This window comes from Arthrobacter sp. KBS0703 (genome assembly GCF_002008315.2).
GTDB lineage: Bacteria > Actinomycetota > Actinomycetes > Actinomycetales > Micrococcaceae > Arthrobacter.
In genome coordinates this window covers 4266679-4285966 of the sequence record NZ_MVDG02000001.1, presented here as the reverse complement: position 1 = coordinate 4285966, position 19288 = coordinate 4266679, and the positions used below count along the sequence as shown (strand labels likewise).

The window sequence follows — 19288 nt, the reverse complement described above, 5'->3', positions numbered from 1 at the left end:
GAGCCTAAGGAGGCCTTGCCCGGCACACCACAGCCCCTGGTGCGGCTGCTTCAGGAGTTCACGCTCGAGGCCAACCGGTACGTCGATGCCGCCGGCGGCCGGAACGACATGCACCGCACCGACCTCAACGCGCTCGCCGTGATTATGCGGCACTCCGCCACGGATCAGGTGGTCACCCCCGGGACACTGCGCAAGGAACTCAATCTGAGCTCCCCCGCCACCACCGCGCTGATCGACCGGCTCTGCAGCTCGGGGCACGTCATCCGCGAGCGCCAAGGCCAGGACCGCCGGCAGGTCCAGCTCCGGATGACGGACAAGGCTTACCATGACGGCAGCGCCATGTTCCTCCCGCTTGCCCGGCACATGGGCGCGGCGATGGCCGGGTTCACGCCGCAGGAACTGGAGACGGTGACCCGGTTCATGAACTCGATGATCGAGGCCACCGTCCGCGCCGGCGTGGAAGCCTCCGGCAAAGCGCCGGCTACCGGACCGTACGGCCCGCGCTAGGCTTCTGTGCCGGCACAGCTTGTTCAGCCGCAGCGCCGCTACGGACTTCGGCCTCTTTGCGCCGGCGTTGACCGCGCCCGCCGGCAACCAACGCCGCCGCGCCGAGGAGGACCGGAACCAGCAGCGCCCACCCGCTGAAAAGCAGGACCAGCACCATCACCGCGGCGGCAACGATCACGCCGTACCAGGCCGCCGTCCCCGGACGAAGCAGCCGGACGCCTGACGCAAGCCCGAACGCCGTCACCGCCGTGAAGCAGGCCGATGCCGCACCGATCTGGAACTGCATGCTGGCCAGTCCGGCCGCCGCCGCGCCGAAGGACACGAACGTCATCGCGGCCAGCAGCGCAAGGCTGGCGGCCGGCACCTGCCCTGGGGCTCCGCCGCGCGCCAGGCGCCGCGGCAGCACGCCGTCGGACGCCAGCTTCGCGCCTGGCGGCTGGCGCCGGCAACGAAGGTGTTCAGCGGGCCGAAGGTGAGGACCGCCGCCGCGACCGCCGTAAGCGGGGCGGCCAGACCTCCGAGCCCTTTCTCCAGCAGGTCCGCCACGGGCACCGCACTGCCGGGCAGCCCGGGGCCGAGGACCGCGACGGCGGCCGCCACGACGCCGATGTAGACCACGCCCACCACGATCAGCGTGAGCCAGGTGGCCCGTTTGAGGTCCTGCTCCGGGTGGCGGAACTCCGCGGCCAGATGCGTCACGGCCTCCCAGCCGGCGAAGCAGAAGAAGAGCAGGCTCGCGGCGCCGCCCACAGCCCAGTAGCCGTGCGGAGCGAAAGGCTCGAAGTTCTCCGCCTTCGCGTGCGGCGCCGCGACGGCCACGGCCAGCGCCAGTAGCCCCACGAGGACCACCATGAGCGTCAGCTGGATGCGGCTGGAGAGCTTGATTCCGACGGCGTTGCTCGCGAACCCTGCCGCCAGCAGCACGGCTCCAGCGGCCAGCGCCGTTCCGCGGCCGCCGCCCAGGGCGTGGGCGATGTAGTTGCCGCCGATCACCGCGGTGGCGGGAGCCCCGAACGGGATGGCGAAGTAGAAGAGATAGCCGGCCACGGCGGAGGCGCGCCGCCCGAATGCCCGCGTCACGAAGTGCGCTATCCCCCGGCGTCGGGCTGCTGACGGCTCATTTCGGCGAAACTGAACGCCACGGGAGTGCAGAACACCAGCAGCAGCGCCCACGCGAGGAGCGACGCCGGACCCGCCTCCCGGGCCGCGATGGCGGGGAGCACCAGCACGCCTGACCCGAGGATGGCACCGACATAGATCCCTGTTGCCCGGAAGACGCCGAGCCCTGCTTTGTTACTGATCCTGTTGTTCTCCACCCCTCTAATCATCCGCAGAAGCCGGGCCGGCAGAAGCGGGGAAACAGACGGCCGACGACAAAAAACTGCCGGTCTTGCTCCGGCCCATCCCCGGCGCGGAGGAGTAGCGTTTCCCTATGAGTGCGCAGCAGCCAGAAGATGTATATACGCATGGCCACCACGAGTCAGTGGTCCGCGCCCATGCCTCGCGGACGGCGGAGAACTCCGCGGCGTTCGTGATTCCGCACCTCACCCCCGGGGTGTCGGTGCTGGACGTCGGGTGCGGGCCGGGCAGCATCACGTGCGACTTCGCCGGACTGGTGGCCCCCGGGAAGGTGACCGGGCTGGACCGTTCCCCGGACGTCATTGCCCACGCGCGGGAACTTGCGTCCGATCGCGGCGTGGAGAACGTCGAGTTCGTGGCCGGCAACATCTACGACCTGGACTTCGAGGACGACACGTTCGACGTCGTGCACGCCCACCAGGTCCTGCAGCACCTGACCGATCCCGTGGAGGCGCTGCGCGAGATGCGACGGGTGGCCAAGCCGGGCGGCATTGTGGCTGTGCGCGACGCCGATTTCCACGGCATGAGCTGGTACCCCGCCATCCCCGAACTCGACGAGTGGATGGACCTGTACCAGCGGATCGCCCGGAGGAACGGCGCCGAACCCGACGCCGGACGCCGCCTGGTTTCCTGGGCGCAGGCGGCAGGATTCACGGACGTGGCGCCCACGAGCAGCAATTGGCTTTACGCCACCGGGCAGCAGCGGCGCTGGCAGGCCAGGGTGTGGGGCGAGCGCGTGCTGCACTCAGCCTTCGCCGAACAGGCCCTCGAGTACGGGTTCGTGCAGGAGGCAGACCTCACCCGCATCTCGGCAGGGTGGCACCGTTGGGGCTCCACGAACGACGGCTGGTTCCTCATCCCCAACGGCGAGGTCATCGCGCGCGCCTGAACCTGGGCCCGGCCCGTAGGCCCGCCGCCTCCACCGATTCACCAAAAATGGCCGACCAGGGCACCGTCCGGGCGGCCATTTTCGGCGAATGGCCGCGGGCGCAGCCCACCGGCAGGCCGCACTAAGCTTGTTTGGTGCAAATCTCCCTGTGGCTGGCCCTCGCGGGCGCCGGCGTCCTCATCAGCTTCACTCCCGGCGCGGGCGCCATCAACACCATGAGCAACTCGCTGACGTCCGGCTTCCGCCGCTCCATCTGGGGGATCCTCGGCCAACAGGCCGGGCTGATCATGCACGTTGTCATCGTCGCACTGGGCGTCGGAGTCCTCGTGGCGGGATCCCCCGTTGCCTTCAACGTCATCCGCTACGCCGGGGCCGCCTACCTCGTGTACCTCGGGATCCGGCAGTTCCTGCACAAGCCGGACCTGGACCAGGAAAAGGCCGCCGCCCTCAGGAACGAGCCCGCCTGGTCCATGTTCCGCCGCGGCCTCTGGGTGAACCTGCTCAATCCCAAGGCGATCGTGTTCTTCCTGGCGTTCATGCCACAGTTCATCCGGCCCGAACAGCCGCTGCTGCCGCAATACGTCGCCCTCACGGCCACCGTGGTGGTCATCGACATCCTCGTCATGTGGTTCTTTTTCGCAGCGGCCGCGAAGTCGTTCCAGCGCTTTACCCACGATGTCCGGGGCCAGACGAGGCTCAACCGGATCTTCGGCGTCCTCTTCGTCGCCGTGGGCGTCCTGCTGGCGCTCATCCATTAACCGGGCGGACGCGTTTTCGCAAATGTGACCCCGCGGTCAGGCAACTTTACGGAATCCGTAGACCATAAGGGCACTTACTAGCCAAGCGGGACGGTCATCCTCCATGCTTAGCACCATGACCTCAATGACCAGCCCGTACCGGATCATCGCGGTCTGCACCGGCAACATCTGCCGCTCCCCCATGGCCGAGCTGATGCTCACCGAGGCCTTCGCCGCCGCGGGGCTCGCGGGGGACGTCGTGGTGGACTCCGCCGGCACCACCGCCTACGAGGCCGGCCGCCCCATCGACCTCCGGGCGGCGCGGAAACTGACTGCCAACAACCTCAGCTCGGACCACCACACCGCCAGGGAGTGGCGCGCCGAATGGTTCGCCGAACGCCATCTGATTCTTGCCCTGGACGTGGACCACTACGGCTGGCTGCGCGCGTCGGCGCCGGATTCGGAGTCGCTCGCGAAGGTCCGCATGCTGCGCAGCTTCGACCCCGCACTCGAGTCGAAGGACCCGCTGGAACAGGGCATCGAAGACCCCTGGTACGGCGGGCACGCGGACTTTGATGCCGTATGGGACCAGGTCCGGGCATCGGTGCCGGGAATCGTCGAGTACGTCCGTTCCGCCCTCGCTGCAGCCTCAGCCGATGACGCCCCGCTCCAGCTTCAGAACAGCGAGCAGGTACGCTCTATTTCATGACCCCCGCACCTGTGATCATCGCCATTGACGGGCGGTCCGGCGCAGGCAAGACCACGTTGGCCATCGAACTGGCGGCACGGCTGCGGAACCACCACAAGGTCTCCCTGTTTCACCTTGAGGACATCTATCCCGGCTGGAACGGCCTCGCCGCCGGCGTGGAGCGTTACGTGACCACGGTGCTGGCGCCCCTCCGGCGCGGCGAACCGGCAACCTGGGTCAGCTGGGACTGGGAACGGCATTACGACGGCGACGCCCGGGTCACGCTGCCCGCCGAGATCGTGATCGTCGAAGGCGTGGGAGCAGCTGCCGCGGCGGCCAGGCCGCACCTGGACGCCGTCATCTGGGCCGATTCGCCGGACAACGAACGCCGCAGCCGCGCCCCTCGAGCGCGACGGTGATACCTATGAGCCCTACTGGGACCAGTGGGCCGCCCAGGAATCAGAGCTCCTTGCCGCGGACAACGTGCGGGAGTACGCGGATGTCCGGGTCCTGAACCGTGCCGACGACACCGCTCCGGCGGACGTGCTGCAGGCGCTCACTTACCTCCCGGCCCTCGCCACCGTGCTGGTTCCGGAGCTCTCCGCGCGCCGCGGCCTCCGGCTGCTGGCCGAACGCATCGACGGCCGCCCGGACGCCGCTGTCCTCTTCGAACGGCTATACGGCGCGTCGGCGAATGCCGTCTGGCTGGATTCGTCCCTCGTCCCGCCCGTCCCGGACAGCGCGGACTGGGAGGGGACGCCCGCCGCGGAGCGCAGCCGCTTCAGCGTCCTTGCAGACGACGGCGGCACGTTCGGCCAGTCGGTCCGGCACCGCTCGGGGACCAACCGGATCACCGCCGGCTGCGCCACGGCCGAGGTGCCCGGCACGTTCTTCCGCTGGCTGGAGACCGTCTGGGGCCGGAAAGCGCTCCGCGCCCCCGAGGGGTATCCGTGCGATTTCACCCTGGGCTGGCTCGGGTACCTCGGCTATGAGCTCAAGCGCGAAACCGGCGGATCCGACGTCGCGGCGGAGACCCCTGATTCGGCCCTGATCTTCACCGGGCGGGCAGTGGTCCTGGACCACGCTGAGGGCTCCGCATGGCTGCTCGCCCTTGACGCGCCGGATGCAGCCGACTGGCTCGCCGACGCCCGCGCCGCCGTAACCGCGGCCGGCACCGCACCCGAGGCGGGTGCCGGCAACCAGGCCGGCGGCAGCAACGGCGTCGTGCGTCCGGCGGTGCCGGCCTTCAGAAACCGGGACACCGAGGCCGGGTACAAGCGCAAGATCGCCGAGGCCCAGCACGAGATCGCCGAAGGCAACACCTACGAGGTCTGCCTCACCACCACCCTCACGGCCGAGGTTCCCGCCGGCGGCCTCGATCCGTGGCCGACGTACCTGGCGCTGCGAAGGCGGAACCCGGCGCCGTTCGCGAGCTACCTGCGCTTCGGCGCCCTGACGGTGGCCAGCACGTCGCCGGAGCGTTTCCTGCGGATAGCGTCCGACGGCGGCATGCGGGCCGAGCCGATCAAGGGCACCCGGCGCCGGGCTGCCGATCCGGAGCTCGACGCGGCCCTGCGGCGCGACCTGGCGACCTCGCTGAAGGACCGGGCCGAGAACATCATGATCGTCGACCTGCTCCGGAACGACCTGAGCCACTTTGCCGAACCGGGCTCCGTGACCGTCAGCCGGCTGTGCGAAATCGAAAGCTACGCAACGGTCCACCAGCTCGTGAGCACCATCGACGCCACCTTGCCGCCGGGGTCGCCGCGGGCCGAGGCGGTGGCCGCGTGCTTCCCCGCCGGCTCCATGACAGGCGCCCCGAAAATCAGCACCATGGCCATCCTCGACCGGCTGGAGGGAGCCCCGCGCGGTGTCTACTCGGGGGCTATCGGCTACTTTTCGCTCAACGGGGCCACGGACCTTGCGGTGGCCATCCGCACGCTGGTGATCCAGACGGACGGCAACGACGGCGGGACGGCCGGGCCCGGCGCCGCAGGAACGGACGCCGGCAGCACGGGCGCCGGCGGGAACGCCTCCGGGGGAACGCCTCCGGGGGAACGCCTCGGGGGAACGCCTCCGGGGGGAACGCCTCCGGGGGAGAGCGGCGGATGAAGCTCAGCCTTGGCATCGGCGGCGCGATCACCGCCGATTCGGCGCCCGGGGAGGAATACGAGGAAATCCGTACCAAAGCCTTCGGCGTGCTGTCCGCGCTGGGTTCGGAATTCCCCGGCGAATGAGCCGGCGGCCGGCCCGAATGCGGCCGCCACTGCGGCCTGGTTACTGCACCGTCGCTTACTGGACCGTGGCTTACTGGACCGTCGCCGTGAGCCGGGCGACGTTGTCCACATACCTCGCCGCAAGCGGACGGCGCATCCAGTCCTCGAGCTTCAGCTCGTGGGAGATGTCCCGGTAGGTGTCCTCCACTGAGCGCATGCTGTCCACGATCTCCGCGCCCAGGAGCATCACGGAAACCTCCATGTTCAGCGAGAAGGAGCGCATGTCCATGTTGCTGGAACCCAGGACGGCCACTTCGTCGTCAATGGTGAAGTGCTTGGCGTGGAGCACAAATGGCGCCTTGTAGAGGTAGATCTTCACGCCGGCTTCGAGGAGCGCCTTGTAGTACGACTGCTGCGCGTGGTGGACCAGGAACTGGTCGCCCTTCTCGGAGACAAAGAGTTCGACGTCGACACCCCGCTGCGCCGCGGTGGTGATCGCATAGAGCAGCGAGTCATCTGGCACGAAGTAGGGGCTGCAGATGGAGATCCGGTGCTGGGCGGAGTAGATGAGCGTGTTGAACAGGCGAAGGTTGTTCTCAGTGCTGAACCCGGGGCCGCTGGGAACCACCTGCGCCGTGACATTGCCCGGGGCGGAATTGGCGGGAGGCTGCAGCTGGTCCTCGAGCTGCGCTTCCAGGGACTCGTCCGTCTCGCTGAGCCAGTCGGTCGCGAAGACCACGTTGAGCGTCGGCACGATGGGGCCCCGCAGCCGGGCCATCAGTTCCACCCATTCACGGCCCACCTTGCGGTGCTTGGGGTTGTTGTAGGACGGCTCGATCAGGTTCTGCGACCCGGTGAAAGCCACTTCGCCGTCAACCACCATGATCTTGCGGTGGTTGCGCAGGTCCGGCCGGCGCCACTGGCCGTGGATGGGCAGCAGCGGGAGCATCCGTCGCCACTGGATCCGGCTGGCCCTGAGGCGCCTGAGAAGCCTGCGGTAGCCCTTGATCCGGAGGGTGCCGATGTGGTCAAACAGCACGCGCACTTCAACACCGCGGTCGGCGGCCTCTTCCAGCGCCGTGAAGAGTTCATCCGTCACGTGATCCGTGCTCATGATGTAGAACTCGGCGTTGACGAACCTCTTGGCGTTGCGGACGGCCTCGGTCATGGCCGCGATGGAATCGGGGTATCCGGGGATCAGGTCCACGGAGTTGCCGTCCACCATGGGAATGGACCCCAGCCGGTGGTTGAGTTCGGCCGCGGACTTCACCCATTCCGGCCCCGGGTATTCGCTTGCGGCGTCGGTCAGAACGGACGTGCGGGCCCGCACCCTTTCGCTGACCAGCTGCTGCTGCTCCACGCGGCGCCGGGAAAGCCGGAAGTTGCCGAAGAGCAGGAACAGGATCAGGCCGACGGACGGCACGAAGAAGATGCCCAGCAGCCAGGCCATGGCGGTGGTGGGCCTGCGGTTGCCGGGAATGATGCCCACCGCGAGGATCCGGATGATGAGGTCAGCGGCGCCCAGCAGCAGGATCAACCAGGACGGCAAGGTCCCGGCAAGCGGAAATGGCCACAACACAGGCGAACCCCCGATATTTCGTACCCTCGGAGCCGTTCCGGAAGGCGCTGACCTGCCCAGCCTATCGGGCGCGGCCCGCACTAAGCTGGAAGCATGACTTCTCCTGCCCTCGCCACCGTGCTGGTATTCCTCGACCCGGACTACGAATATGGCCGGATAGCCGACCCCACGCAACCGCAGCTGATGGCCACCGACCAGGGCGCCACGCGCGGCGACGGCGTATTCGAATCCATGCTCGCCGTCGCCGGCCGGACCCGGAAGGTCCAGGCGCACCTGGACCGCCTGGCCGGGTCCGCGCGGGCCCTGGACTTGGAAATCCCCGGTGAGGATGTGTGGCGACGGGCCATCGAAACGGGCGTCTCGGCGTTCCGTTCGGACAACCCGGCCTCCTCTCCCGATGAGGATGAGGCCGTAGTCAAGCTCCTGGTGACGCGCGGCGTGGAGGGCGCCTCCTCCCCCACGTGCTGGGTGCAGGTGTCCGCTGTCGGCGCGGCCGGCCGCCGGCAGCGCGAAGCGGGCGTCGACGTCATCTTCCTGGACCGCGGCTACGACAGCGATGTTGCCGAACGCGCTCCGTGGCTGCTGCTCGGCGCCAAGACCCTGTCCTACGCGGTGAACATGGCAGCGCTCCGCCACGCGCACAAACAGGGCGCTGACGACGTCATCTTCACCTCGTCCGACGGCCGCGTGCTGGAGGGCCCGACGTCCACCGTCCTGCTCGCCCACGTCGAAACGGGCGACGGCGGCGCAACGGTCAAGCGGCTCATCACGCCGCAGCTGGACAGCGGCATCCTTGCCGGCACGTCGCAGGGAGCCCTGTTCGCCGCAGCCAAGGCAGCCGGCTGGGAGCTCGGCTACGGCCCGCTGGAGCCCCAGGACCTGTTCGACGCCGACGCCGTCTGGCTGATTTCCAGCATCCGGCTGCTGGCGCCGGTCAACCACATCGACGGCCGCGAAATCGGCACGCCCGCCCTCCGGAAGCAGCTGACCGCCGAGCTGAACGAGCTGTTCGCCGGGATCGAATAGGCACGCCTGCCGTTGTGGTGCTGGCCGGCCCGGAGGAAAATAGCGAACCATGGCCAGCACAGTGGAAATCGACGGGCACCCGACATGGGTCGAAGACCGTGGCGGTTCAGGCCCACCGCTGCTACTGCTGCACGGTGGCCTGAGCAACAGTGACGAGCTACTCAACAGCATCGGGCGCGACCTCTCCGAAAGCTACCGCGTTGTCGCCTTCGACCGCCGCGGCCACGGCTATACGGCAGACTCCGACGCCGACTTCCACTACGCGGACATGGCTGCCGAAACCATCGGCGTGCTGGAAAAGGTAGTGGGCGGGGCGGCCCACCTGGTGGGCTGGAGCGACGGCGGGATCATCGCCCTGCTCGTCGCCTTGCAGCGGCCCGACCTGGTTCGGAAGATGGTGGTCATCGGGGCGAACTTCCACTATGACGGCATGGTGCCCGTGGAGATGGACCCCGATTCGCCGATGGCAAAGGAACTGGGCAGGGCCTACATCGAACGCTCCCCTGACGGCGCGGAACACCTGGATGAGGTCTTTAGGAAGAGTCTCGCGATGTTCTCCGCAGAGCCGACACTCACCGCCGCGGACGTCTCGCAGATCGGCAGTCCGGTGCTCGTGTTGTCCGGCGACGACGACCTCGTCTCGCTGACCCACACCGTCGCCCTCTACGAAGCGCTGCCTGAGGGCCAGCTCGCCGTCGTACCGGGCGCATCGCACGCGCTTCCACTCGAGCAGCCGGACGCCGCCACCGCCCTCATCCTCAAGTTCCTTGGTGCTGCAGGGTCGCCGCAGACGCTGTTCCCGATCCGCCGCGCACGCCCGGCCAACGCATAACTCCAAGCCCGTTCCTTCCCGGACGCATTAAAGGTATCGTCTGGCACAGCGACTACTACTGCTTCATGTCCCTGGCGGACTTCATGGCGTGGATAGAGGAGGACGGCGGCAGTGAACCGAACATGTCCTACACCCGGGAACGCGCCAGGTAGTCGATGGGGCACGGGCCGTGGTTGAGCGGCCTGCGGATGGGCAACCCGGGGGCAAGCCCCTTTCCCTCTGGGTGGCAACGGCAGGGGCCACCGCCTATGCCTCCCTGGACGCCGACATTGACGTCGACGTTGCCGTGATCGGTGGCGGCATCGCCGGACTCACGGCGGCTTTGGCCCTCAAACGCGCGGGCCAGACGGTTGCGGTGGTCGAGGCCGCACGGGTGGGCACCGGAGTCACCGGACACACCACCGGGAAAGTCACCTCGCTGCACCGCCTCGCCTACACGGAGCTGGCCGGCAGCCACGGAGAAGCCGCCGCCCGCACCTATGGGGAGGCCAACCAGGCCGCGATCGAACACATTGCACGCACGGTTGCCGGGGAAGGCATCGACTGCGGCTTCCGCCGCGTCGACAACTACACCTACGCCGAGACCGACGACGCCCTGGCCCGCGTGCGCGACGAAGCCTCCCTCGCGGCCCGGCTCGGCCTTCCGTCCGCCTATACGTCCGATGTCCCCTTGCCCTTTTCCGTCAAAGGCGGCGTCCGCTTCGACGGCCAGGCACAGCTCCACTCGGTGAAGTACCTTCAGGGCCTGGCGGGCGCCGTCCACGGCGACGGCAGCTTCGTGTTCGAGGAGTCGCCTGCGGTCTCGCTGCAGGACGGGTCACCGGCCGTGGTCAGCACCGAGCGGGGCTCTGTCCGGGCGCGGGACGTCATTGTGGCCACGAATGTGCCGTTCGCCGACCGGGGCGCCTTCGACGCCCGCTGTTATGCGCACCGCTCATACCTCACCGCCAGCCTGGCCACCGGGCCAGTCGATGATGCGTTCAGGAGTTCGTCGTTCATCAGCGTCGACGAGCCGATGCGCTCCATCCTGACCGTCGATGTGGACGGAACCGGTTACATGCTCACCGGCGGTGAAGGCCACCGGGCGTCCGACATCGGCGACGCCGCCGAACGGTACGGCCGGCTCGCCGCCTTCGCCCGGGACCGCCTCGGCGCCGGCGAGACGGCATTCCGATGGTCAACGCAGGACGCCATGCCCGTGGACGGGTTGCCGTACGTCGGGCTCATGCGGCCGGATGCCCGCCACGTCCACGTGATCACCGGCCTGCGGAAGTGGGGCCTGACCAACGGCACTGCCGCGGCGATCATCCTCACGGACGCCCTCCTGTCTCTTATACACATCTAGATGTGTATAAGAGACCGCCGTGTTCGACAGCAACCGGCCCACCCCGGTAACGGAGGCACTCCAGCCAGCCCCTTCCGCCGCCGCGCCGACGGCCGGCGCGGGCGCCCAACCGGCGGCGCGCCCATCCAGCCGGCGGGCGGGCGCGGCCCCGCGTTGCCGGCTCCGGGTGAGGGGAAGGTCATAGACGTGGGCGGGGAGCCCACAGCCGTCTACGCCACCACGGGCGGCCAAATGGAAGCGGTCTCGGCCTGTCTCTTATACACATCTAGATGTGTATAAGAGACAGGGGCTGCACCGTCGGGTTCAACGCGGCCGACCTGAGCTGGGACTGCCCCTGCCATGGTTCCCGCTTTGCCACCGACGGCACGGTTATCCAGGGCCCTGCCACGAAGAATCTCCCGCCCAGGCACCTGCCCTAGCGTCCAGATGCCGGTGCCGGCCGGGCGGAGCAAACGCGGCGCAGCGCACAAAATTCGCAGTGCGCAAAAATGAGACACGTCAGTCTTTCCCGTTGTACGCTTCTACCACGGCCATCCCGTCAGCGCCCCGCGGCGAAGCGGCAGGACGGCCCGGTTCCGGGCTCAGCCGGAATCGTGAACCTATAAAGGAATAGCCGATGTCTAGGGACGAGACCTCCCTTCCTCCGTTGACAAACTCACTACCCACGGGTCTGGGGGCCCAGGCAAAGCTGCCGGGGGATGTGGGTGGCATAACTGTGCGCTGGCAGGCGCAAGAAATCATCGACGAACTGCTGTCCGAGTCCGAACCGGACAGCCAATGGACGCGCACCCAACTGCGCGAACTCGTGGCGGCGCATCCGGACAGCCCTGAACAGGCACTCTTGGAGCACCTCACCGCCACCACCGCGCTGACGAACGCCCCGGATAACGGCGCACCTGGTATTCAAGCCGATCAGCCGCTGCAGGCGCCCGCCCCCGTTCCCTTTACCAGGCGCAGCAGGAACCGCATTGAAGCCGTCCTCGGCGACAAGATGCTCATGACTGCCTTCCAGCCTGTCCGCCGGATTCCGGCGGGGCACGTGATCGGCGTCGAAGCCCTGACCCGGTTCGTCAGCGACGACGGCGCCAGCGCTGACCACTGGTTCAGCGAAGCCCAGTCGGTGGGCCTCGGCACTGACCTTGAAATCGCCGCCCTCCACCGGGCCCTTACGGCGGCGCAGGCTGTCCCCGAGCACCTGTTCATCGCCCTGAACCTCACTCCCGCCACATGCATGGATCCTCGGATCCAGGGATTGCTCGAGCACTCCCAGCTGGCGATGGACAGGATCGTCATCGAGCTGAACGGCAACGTCCCCGCCGATCAGTACGCGTCACTCACGGCCGCGCTGGCACCGCTCCGCGGCCGCGGACTGCGGATCGCCGTGGACGGAGCCGGTGCGGGGTTCACCTCGATGGACCAGGTGCTGGCACTCCACCCGGACATCATCAAGCTGGGCCGCAAGTTCATTGACGGAATCGAAAACTCCGAGTGGCAGCGGCTGCGCGCCGCCGCAATGGGTGAGCTCGCCCGGCACATCGGCGCTGTTCTGGCAGCGCAGGGCGTCGAAACCCAGGAGGAACTGGCCGCAGTGACGGACCTCGAGATGGCTGCTGCGCAGGGTTATCTCCTGGGCCGCCCCACCGTGCATCCGCTGGACTGGAACGCCTGGACGCAGTCGGAAAGCGAGGCCGCTCCCAGCGGTTCCTGACTCCGGCCGGCACCGAAAGACCGGCCGGCACCGAAGGACGGAAGGATCAGTCCTCGGCAGTGTCCGTGGCAAGGCGGATGTGGTTGTCCGCCAGCCACTCCGGGTTGAAGGCCTTGCTCAGGTAGTTGCTGCCCGTGTCGGGGGCTATGGCCACCACCACGGACCCGTGCGGCGCCGCCCGCGCCACCCGGAGGGCCGCTGCCACGGTCAGCCCGGATGACGGCCCCAGGGACAGGCCCTCCTCGTTGAGAAGCCGGTGCACGGTGGTGTACACCTCGTCGTTGGGAATCCGAAGGAACCGGTCCAGCAGGCTGCGGTCAAAGACCCTCGGCCAGTCCGGCTTGGGCCAGGAATTGCCGACGCCGTCCACCAGGATCTGGCCCGGGTGCCCGCCGCTGTACACCGAGCCGTACGGGTCCGCGCCGATCACCTCCACATGCCCGGCCGATTTCTCCTTCAGGTACCGGCCGTTCCCGGTGATGGTGCCGCCGGTTCCCACTCCGGCCACGAAGTGCGTCACCCTTCCGGCCGTCTGTTCCCAGATTTCGGGAGCGGTGCCCTCGTAGTGCGCCTGCGGATTGGCGGGGTTGTCGAACTGCAGTGGCCGCCAGGCTCCCGGCGTTTCCGCGGTGATGCGGGCGGCGACGGCCCTGGCGTTGGCCGGCGAATCCGAGGGTGCGGTCCAGTCCGTGAACACCACGCGGGCGCCGTACCGGTGCAGCAGCTCCAGCTTTTCGGCGGAAATGGAGTCTCCGGTCACCACCACCACCGGATGGCCGGTCAGCGCCCCGATCAGCGCCAGCCCGATCCCCGTGTTCCCGGACGTGCTCTCCACGATGGTTCCGCCGGGCTGCAGTTGCCCGCTGCGCTCGGCCGCCCGGACCATGCTCAGCGCGGTCCGGTCCTTGATGGAGCCGCCGGGATTCTCCGATTCCAGCTTCACGAAGACCTTGCTGCCCAGCCCGCGGCTGAGAACGTCCAGGGGGACCAGGGGCGTGTTGCCCACCTGCGCCAGGACAGCCCCGGCGTCGGCCGCAAGGTCCAGCGCGGGCGCCGCATGCCTGGGCGGCCGGTTTTGGCCGGTCACGGTGCTCATGCCTCTCCTCTCACATCGTCGTCCTCGGGGGCCGGCGTGCGCAGCTCGGGCAGCCCGGAAATCAGCTCCCCCAGCTCGTCCCTGGCCCTGTCAGCCAACACCGCCGCCGGCAACTGTTCCGCCAGCAGCACGGCGAGGCGGTCGACGACGGCGCCCGTCCCCTGCCGAGCGGCCTCGCCTCGCCCGCGGACTGGCTTCCTCCGGCCTCCGCGCCCTGCGCCTCGGCCAGGAGGTACGCGGCCGTCAATGCCTCGATGGTCAGCAGCTTCCCGCGGTTTCCACCGCCCGTTCCAGCTGCTGGAGGGCCAGCGGCGCCAGGGTGGAGTGGTCCTCCACGTCGGCAGAGAGGGTCGGGGCGCCGAGCGTTGCCGGGGCGGCGAGGAACTTGAGTTCGGCCAGCAGCCCCGCGGCCGAATACCACAGCAGGCCGGGAAGGTCCTCGGCCGCCAGCGGGGTGCCGCTCCGCGCGGCCTCCAGGTTGAGCTGCCTGATAAGCCGCTGCGGCGGATAGAGCTTCGCAATCCGCCGCTCGCTGCTGATCCCCACGTGCGCCAGTCCCAGCCGCAGCGCTTCGAAGGCCAGGGCAAGCTGCATCGGCTGGAAATTTCCGCCGGAGACCATCCGGCCGGACACCAGGTCCGTCAGAGGATTGTCGCCGCGGCCGTTGAGTTCCACCTCCAGCGCCTCGGCGAGCGCCGTCACCTGGGCCCTGAACGCCCCGTGCGTCTGCGGTGCCGCGCGGAAGGACAGGGCGTCCTGCACCGAGGCTTCGCGCCGCGGGTCCTCCAGCCAGCCGCCCCGCAGCAGGCACCGGACCTTGGCGGCCGAAACCCTTTGGCCGTCCACGGCCTTGGCCGCCTGCACCGCAGGCGAAAACGGGCTGAGGTTCCCGCCGCCGTCGTACCTTGCGGTGGCCTCCAGGGACAGCGCGAGCGCGGTGTCTGCGAGGTCGGCGAGCCGCAGGAGCCGGCCGAACTGGAGTGCGCCCGCGCCGATGGAGTACGCGTTGGCGCTGACCAGCGCGAGGGCCTCGCCCGGTGCCAGGACCAGCGGTTCCAACCCTGCCCGGGCGAGCGCCTCGGCACCGGTCACGACGGTGCCGTCCTCTGCGAGCGCCTGCCCTTCGCCGATGGCGACGGCGGCCACCGCGGCCAGCTGCGTCAGGTCCGATGAGCCCACGGAACCGTCACGCGGAATGGCCGGAACCACCCCCCTGTTGAGCAGTTCGGCATAGAACCGGGCCGTGTCCGGGCGGACTCCCGAACCGCCGCGGGTGAAGCCGATGAGCCTGGTCAGGATCACGGCGCGCACCTCGTCGCGGGCCAGCAGTGCTCCCACGCCGCTGTGGTGGTACCGGATCACCTGGATCTGGTAGTCGAGGATGGATGCCTCCTCGACGGCGGTGTCCCGGCCGGAGCCGAGCAGGGTGTTGAGCCCGTACACCTTGTGGCCGGAGTCGATGGCCGCCTGGACCACATCGCGGGACAGCCCCATCAGCTCCAGGGCGTCGGCGCTCAGGACAACCTCGACTGCCGGATCCGCCGCGGCCCTGGCCACCTCCTCCGCCCGGATATGCGCCGTGCCGATCAGGAAAGCAGCCGGCCGAGTGCCCGGCCGGAGGTCTTCGGAAGCTCTGGCCCCGTCCATCGCGCTAGAAGTCCAGCAGGTTCCGGCGGAACCCGCCGTCGCCGTAGCTTGTGCGGAGCAGCCCCCGGCGGCGCAGCACCGGCGCCAGTTTGTCCAGCACGCCGTGCACGGTGGCAGGGTCCACGAAGCCGGAGAACAGGAAGCCGTCCCCGCCCACCGCCGCCCCGGTCTCCTCAAGGTGGTCGGCGATTTCCTCGGCGGTGCCGATGATGCTGTCGCCCGCGCCGCCGCTCCTGGCCTGCAGGAGCTGGCGCAGCGTGGAGCCGGGCGGACCGGACTTGGCGAAGTGGTCCAGGGTGCCCTGGTTGCTGTTGGTGGTGAGCTCCGGGAGCGGTGCGTCGAGGTCGAACTGCTTGAAATCGATCACGGAGAGGTAGGAGATGGAGTTGAGCTGGCTGTCGATGTCCCGCTGCGTGAGCTCCCGGCGCGCGGCCCGGAGCTCCTCAGCCTCGGCCCGGGATCCCACCACCGTGGGTTTGAGGACGAAGAGGACCTTGACGTCGTCGGGGTTCCGGCCGGCGGCCGCGGCCTCGGAGCGGATGGAGTCGCGGTACGCCTTCATGCCGTCGGCACCGCGGGCCAGGGCGATCGCCACGTCCGCGTTGCCTCCGGCGAAGGCCTTGCCCCGCGGGGAGGCGCCGGCCTGCACCAGCACGGGCTCCTCCGGCAGCGGTGCCGTGTTCAGCGGGCCGCGGACCTTGAAGAACTCGCCGCTGTGGTTGATGGGGTGGACCCTTGTATGGTCCGCGAAGATCCCGGCCCCGGCGTCCTCCACGATGGCGTCCGGCGCCCAGCTGCGCCAGAGCTTCCGCACGACGTCCACAAACTCCTCCGCCTTCTCGTACCGGAGGTCGTGTTCGATCTGCTGGTCCAGGCCGAAGTTCTGCGCGGCCAGGTCGCTGCCCGAGGTCACGACGTTCCAGCCGAGCTGCCCGTTGGAGAGGTGCTGCAGCGTGGCCAGGAGCCGGGCCGCGGTGAACGGCGGGTAGAAGGAGGCGCTGACGGTGGGCACGATCCCGAGGTGCTCCGTGGCGGACAGCAGGTACGGCACCAGCGCGAGCGGATCGTGCTTCGGGGCAAAGGACGCCTGCGCCAGGGACACCTCGGCACTGCCGCCGTACGTGTCCGGCACCGTGAGGGAGTCCTCGATGATGAACAGGTCCAGGCCCGCCCGCTCGAACTCCCGCACGGCGTGCTGGTACAGCGCGGGTTTCTTCCAGTCGTATCCGATCCCGTAGCCCGGCGTCCCCCAGCCCTGGACTCCGAAACCGTGGCCCACAAACCATCCAAAGTGCAGCATGGGACTGACTGTATTGCGGTTCGACTCGTTCACTGTTGCCTGGTTTCATCCGGCGTTACGGTGGTTCATCTCCCGTCATTATCCTCCCGGGCGGCGGCATTGTTACCGCGACGCGGGGTCACTTACGGCCGCTTCCGCAGCCTCGATTGGGCCGTAAGTGACCCCGCGTTGCTGTTTGATGCGTTACGCAACATGACGACGACGGCGGTGCGCGCCGCCGTCGTCGGTGTTACGTTTTTGGGGAGTAATGAGAACCGGCGCCAAGCCCTGACTGGCCGGTCGGCAACCCTCCCTTTCGCGGCGGGGTGCCTCAGGTGAATACTCGGCATATCGACCACTTCGAGCTGCAAGCGTGAGAGAAGGAGATCCGTCATGACGGACGCCCCCGCCGGCACAACCCTGCCGTCCCCGCAGGACCAACCTGAGGAAAAACTGTCCTACCGCCTGATCACGGGCCCGGACGACCGCACCTTCTGTGAGCGCATCTCCACGGCCCTGGCGGAGGGGTACGTGCTGCACGGCAGCCCCGCCGCCGCGTACAACGGCATCAATGTGATCGTGGCGCAGGCCCTTGTGCTGCCCGCCGCCATCGCCAGCGCCGACGCCGCGGTGGCCACGGCCGTGGACCGGCTGGACTCGGACGACGACCTCAACGCCGAAGCATTCGAGGGGCACGCATGAGCTACGCCGGAGACCTGACCCCGCCGGATGCGTGGGCCAAGCTGGAGCAGGGCGCCATATTGGTGGACGTCCGCACCGAGGGCGAGTGGGCCCACATCGGCATTCCGGACACCAAGGCCACGGAGAACGACCCGCTGTTCATCCAGTGGACCTTCCCCGGCGGCATCCCCAACCGCGACTTCATCGAGCAGCTTAAGCAGCAGGCCCCCGAGGACACCGCGGTGGAGCTCATCTTCCTGTGCCGTTCGGGCCAGCGCTCCATCGCCGCCGCCATCGCCGCCACGCAGGCCGGCTTCACGGCCTACAACGTCCTTGAGGGTTTCGAGGGCGAGCCGGACCGCTACGGCGAGCGCACCGTCAACGGCTGGAAGAACCGCGGCCTGCCAACGAACGTGGGAAAGAACTAAGTGACCTTCAATCAAGACGCCGCAGGCTGGAGCCCGGAGACCCAGGCCGTCCGCGGCGGGCTGGACCGTACCAACTTCCAGGAAACCACGGAGCCCGTGTTCCTGAACTCCGGGTTCGTTTATGAATCCGCCGCCGCCGCCGAGCGCGCCTTCACCGGCGAGGACGAACGCTTCGTCTATTCCCGCTACGGCAACCCGTCCGTGGCCACCTTCCAGGAGCGTCTGCGCCTGCTGGAGGGCACCGAAGCGTGCTTTGCGACGGCGTCCGGCATGTCCGCCGTGTTCACCGCCCTCGGCGCGCTGCTCGCCGCCGGGGACCGCGTGGTGGCGGCCCGCTCGCTGTTCGGCTCCTGCTTCGTGATCCTCAACGAGATCCTGCCGCGCTGGGGCGTGGAGACGGTGTTCGTTGACGGACCGGACCTGGACCAGTGGCGCGAGGCCCTCTCGGGGCCCACCACGGCCGTGTTCTTCGAATCGCCGTCGAACCCCATGCAGGAGATCGTGGACATCGCCGCGGTCAGCGAACTGGCCCATGCCGCGGGAGCCACCGTCGTCGTCGACAACGTCTTTGCCACCCCGCTGCTCCAGCGCTGCGGCGAGCTCGGCGCGGACGTGATCGTCTACTCCGGCACCAAGCACATCGACGGCCAGGGCCGGGTCCTGGGCGGGGCGATCCTGGGCACCAAGGAATTCATCGACGGACCGGTCAAGCAGCTCATGCGCCACACGGGGCCAGCCCTGTCCGCGTTCAACGCCTGGGTGCTCACCAAGGGCCTGGAAACCATGGCCCTGCGCGTGAACCACTCGTCGGCCACAGCGCTGCGCCTCGCCGAATGGCTCGAGGACCAGCCCGCTGTCAGCTGGGTCAAGTACCCGCTGCTGAAGTCCCACCCGCAGTACGAGCTGGCCGCGAAGCAGATGAAGGCCGGCGGCACCGTGCTCACGCTGGAACTCGCGACGACGGCCGGCCAGTCCGGCAAGGCCGCCGCCTTCGCGCTGCTGGATGCCCTGAAGATCATCGACATCTCCAACAACCTGGGCGACGCCAAGTCCCTTATCACCCACCCCGCCACAACGACGCACCGGGCCATGGGCCCGGAGGGCCGGGCGGCCATCGGCCTCAGCGACGGCGTGGTGCGCCTGTCGGTGGGGCTGGAGGATCCCGAGGACCTGATCGGTGACCTGGAGCAGGCACTCAAGCAGATCTAACGAGAATGGCACGGCGTAACGCCAGGCCGACCGGTTTTACTTAGGTAAGCCTTAACTAATAA

Annotated in this window: 19 protein-coding genes, 2 pseudogenes and 1 riboswitch; of the genes and pseudogenes, 15 read left to right on the top strand and 6 right to left on the bottom strand. The window is 68.6% G+C overall.

Features of this window, described 5'->3' with window-relative positions:
* Positions 1-15 precede the first annotated feature (15 nt).
* Positions 16-507 (top strand): MarR family winged helix-turn-helix transcriptional regulator, encoded by a 492-nt coding sequence (locus B1A87_RS19870; RefSeq protein WP_260680990.1) that lies wholly within the window; start codon positions 16-18, stop codon positions 505-507.
* Here B1A87_RS19870 and B1A87_RS24310 read toward each other — a convergent pair.
* Positions 482-871 (bottom strand): hypothetical protein, encoded by a 390-nt coding sequence (locus B1A87_RS24310; protein ID WP_260680989.1) that lies wholly within the window; start codon positions 869-871, stop codon positions 482-484. The two genes, B1A87_RS19870 and B1A87_RS24310, sit on opposite strands and share 26 nt — an antisense overlap.
* Positions 835-1835, bottom strand: a pseudogene (locus tag B1A87_RS19865) (APC family permease). Before B1A87_RS19865 ends, B1A87_RS24310 begins: the two are co-directional and overlap by 37 nt.
* Positions 1836-1939: 104 nt before the next feature.
* On the opposite strand from B1A87_RS19865, the gene B1A87_RS19860 reads away from it, so the two are divergent.
* The 5 genes and pseudogenes from B1A87_RS19860 (at position 1940) to B1A87_RS24305 (ending at position 6417) form a co-directional block, all read left to right on the top strand.
* Positions 1940-2755 (top strand): methyltransferase domain-containing protein, encoded by an 816-nt coding sequence (locus tag B1A87_RS19860; protein WP_078026958.1) that lies wholly within the window; start codon positions 1940-1942, stop codon positions 2753-2755.
* Between the two features lie 134 nt (positions 2756-2889).
* Positions 2890-3513 (top strand): LysE family transporter, encoded by a 624-nt coding sequence (locus B1A87_RS19855; protein WP_078027097.1) that lies wholly within the window; start codon positions 2890-2892, stop codon positions 3511-3513.
* Positions 3514-3628: 115 nt separating this feature from the next.
* Positions 3629-4201 (top strand): low molecular weight protein-tyrosine-phosphatase, encoded by a 573-nt coding sequence (locus tag B1A87_RS19850; RefSeq protein WP_078027096.1) that lies wholly within the window; start codon positions 3629-3631, stop codon positions 4199-4201.
* A pseudogene (locus B1A87_RS19845) lies at positions 4198-6142 on the top strand (chorismate-binding protein); the annotation flags it as partial. The gene B1A87_RS19850 and the pseudogene B1A87_RS19845, both read left to right, overlap by 4 nt.
* Before the next feature lie 146 nt (positions 6143-6288).
* Positions 6289-6417: a hypothetical protein gene (locus B1A87_RS24305; RefSeq protein ID WP_260680988.1), complete on the top strand. Its 129-nt coding sequence runs from the start codon at positions 6289-6291 to the stop codon at positions 6415-6417.
* A 70-nt stretch (positions 6418-6487) separates the two neighbouring features.
* Here B1A87_RS24305 and cls read toward each other — a convergent pair whose 3' ends face one another.
* Entirely contained in the window at positions 6488-7975 is a 1488-nt protein-coding gene (gene cls, locus B1A87_RS19840) for a cardiolipin synthase (protein WP_185982370.1), read from the bottom strand.
* Positions 7976-8068: 93 nt separating this feature from the next.
* Between cls and B1A87_RS19835 the strand changes: the two genes are divergently transcribed.
* From B1A87_RS19835 to B1A87_RS19820, 6 genes are all read left to right on the top strand, one after another.
* Complete coding sequence (locus B1A87_RS19835; protein WP_078026956.1) at positions 8069-9001, top strand: aminodeoxychorismate lyase; 933 nt, start codon at positions 8069-8071, stop codon at positions 8999-9001.
* Positions 9002-9050: 49 nt separating this feature from the next.
* On the top strand, positions 9051-9833 hold the full coding sequence (locus B1A87_RS19830) for an alpha/beta fold hydrolase (RefSeq protein ID WP_078026955.1): 783 nt from the start codon (positions 9051-9053) through the stop codon (positions 9831-9833).
* Positions 9834-10002: 169 nt separating this feature from the next.
* Positions 10003-11178, top strand: a complete 1176-nt coding sequence (locus B1A87_RS19825; protein WP_260680987.1) for an FAD-binding oxidoreductase — start codon at positions 10003-10005, stop codon at positions 11176-11178.
* Positions 11179-11457: a hypothetical protein gene (locus B1A87_RS24300; protein WP_260680986.1), complete on the top strand. Its 279-nt coding sequence runs from the start codon at positions 11179-11181 to the stop codon at positions 11455-11457.
* Positions 11448-11597, top strand: coding sequence for a Rieske 2Fe-2S domain-containing protein (locus B1A87_RS24295; protein ID WP_260680985.1), 150 nt, complete (start codon positions 11448-11450; stop codon positions 11595-11597). The genes B1A87_RS24300 and B1A87_RS24295 overlap by 10 nt, the downstream gene beginning before the upstream one ends.
* 281 nt (positions 11598-11878) lie before the next feature.
* Positions 11879-12886, top strand: a complete 1008-nt coding sequence (locus tag B1A87_RS19820; RefSeq protein WP_260680984.1) for an EAL domain-containing protein — start codon at positions 11879-11881, stop codon at positions 12884-12886.
* Positions 12887-12932: 46 nt separating this feature from the next.
* Here the strand turns inward: B1A87_RS19820 and B1A87_RS19815 are convergent, their stop codons facing one another.
* The 3 genes from B1A87_RS19815 to B1A87_RS19805 all read right to left on the bottom strand — a co-directional run bounded on the left by B1A87_RS19815 (position 12933) and on the right by B1A87_RS19805 (position 16929).
* Complete coding sequence (locus B1A87_RS19815) at positions 12933-13982, bottom strand: PLP-dependent cysteine synthase family protein (RefSeq protein ID WP_139362697.1); 1050 nt, start codon at positions 13980-13982, stop codon at positions 12933-12935.
* A gap of 258 nt (positions 13983-14240) precedes the next feature.
* On the bottom strand, positions 14241-15629 hold the full coding sequence (locus B1A87_RS19810) for an aromatic amino acid ammonia-lyase (protein ID WP_260680983.1): 1389 nt from the start codon (positions 15627-15629) through the stop codon (positions 14241-14243).
* Positions 15630-15633: 4 nt separating this feature from the next.
* The gene (locus tag B1A87_RS19805) at positions 15634-16929 is read right to left on the bottom strand and encodes an NtaA/DmoA family FMN-dependent monooxygenase (RefSeq protein ID WP_078027094.1); all 1296 of its coding nucleotides are present in this window, start codon (positions 16927-16929) and stop codon (positions 15634-15636) included.
* A 243-nt stretch (positions 16930-17172) separates the two neighbouring features.
* A riboswitch (SAM riboswitch) is annotated at positions 17173-17288 on the top strand.
* Positions 17289-17301: 13 nt separating this feature from the next.
* On the opposite strand from B1A87_RS19805, the gene B1A87_RS19800 reads away from it, so the two are divergent.
* From B1A87_RS19800 to B1A87_RS19790, 3 genes are read left to right on the top strand one after another with little or no spacing between them, the layout of a single operon-like run.
* Positions 17302-17610 carry a DUF1737 domain-containing protein gene (locus tag B1A87_RS19800; RefSeq protein WP_078026952.1) on the top strand — a complete coding sequence of 103 codons (309 nt, stop codon included), beginning with the start codon at positions 17302-17304 and terminating at the stop codon, positions 17608-17610.
* Positions 17607-18017 carry a rhodanese-like domain-containing protein gene (locus B1A87_RS19795; RefSeq protein WP_078026951.1) on the top strand — a complete coding sequence of 137 codons (411 nt, stop codon included), beginning with the start codon at positions 17607-17609 and terminating at the stop codon, positions 18015-18017. Before B1A87_RS19800 ends, B1A87_RS19795 begins: the two co-directional genes overlap by 4 nt.
* A complete protein-coding gene (locus B1A87_RS19790) occupies positions 18018-19226 on the top strand; it encodes an O-succinylhomoserine sulfhydrylase (protein WP_078026950.1) in 1209 nt (402 codons plus the stop codon).
* Positions 19227-19288: the final 62 nt, after the last annotated feature.

Coding starts and splice junctions, on each gene's coding strand:
- B1A87_RS19860 (WP_078026958.1), top strand. CDS start 1,940: ATGAGTGCGCAGCAGCCAGAAGATGTATATACGCATGGCCACCACGAG.
- B1A87_RS19850 (WP_078027096.1), top strand. CDS start 3,629: ATGACCTCAATGACCAGCCCGTACCGGATCATCGCGGTCTGCACCGGC.
- B1A87_RS24305 (WP_260680988.1), top strand. CDS start 6,289: ATGAAGCTCAGCCTTGGCATCGGCGGCGCGATCACCGCCGATTCGGCG.
- B1A87_RS24300 (WP_260680986.1), top strand. CDS start 11,179: ATGTGTATAAGAGACCGCCGTGTTCGACAGCAACCGGCCCACCCCGGT.
- B1A87_RS19805 (WP_078027094.1), bottom strand. CDS start 16,929: ATGCTGCACTTTGGATGGTTTGTGGGCCACGGTTTCGGAGTCCAGGGC.
- B1A87_RS19830 (WP_078026955.1), top strand. CDS start 9,051: ATGGCCAGCACAGTGGAAATCGACGGGCACCCGACATGGGTCGAAGAC.
- B1A87_RS19815 (WP_139362697.1), bottom strand. CDS start 13,982: ATGAGCACCGTGACCGGCCAAAACCGGCCGCCCAGGCATGCGGCGCCC.
- B1A87_RS19835 (WP_078026956.1), top strand. CDS start 8,069: ATGACTTCTCCTGCCCTCGCCACCGTGCTGGTATTCCTCGACCCGGAC.
- B1A87_RS19810 (WP_260680983.1), bottom strand. CDS start 15,629: ATGGACGGGGCCAGAGCTTCCGAAGACCTCCGGCCGGGCACTCGGCCG.
- B1A87_RS19800 (WP_078026952.1), top strand. CDS start 17,302: ATGACGGACGCCCCCGCCGGCACAACCCTGCCGTCCCCGCAGGACCAA.
- B1A87_RS19795 (WP_078026951.1), top strand. CDS start 17,607: ATGAGCTACGCCGGAGACCTGACCCCGCCGGATGCGTGGGCCAAGCTG.
- B1A87_RS24295 (WP_260680985.1), top strand. CDS start 11,448: ATGTGTATAAGAGACAGGGGCTGCACCGTCGGGTTCAACGCGGCCGAC.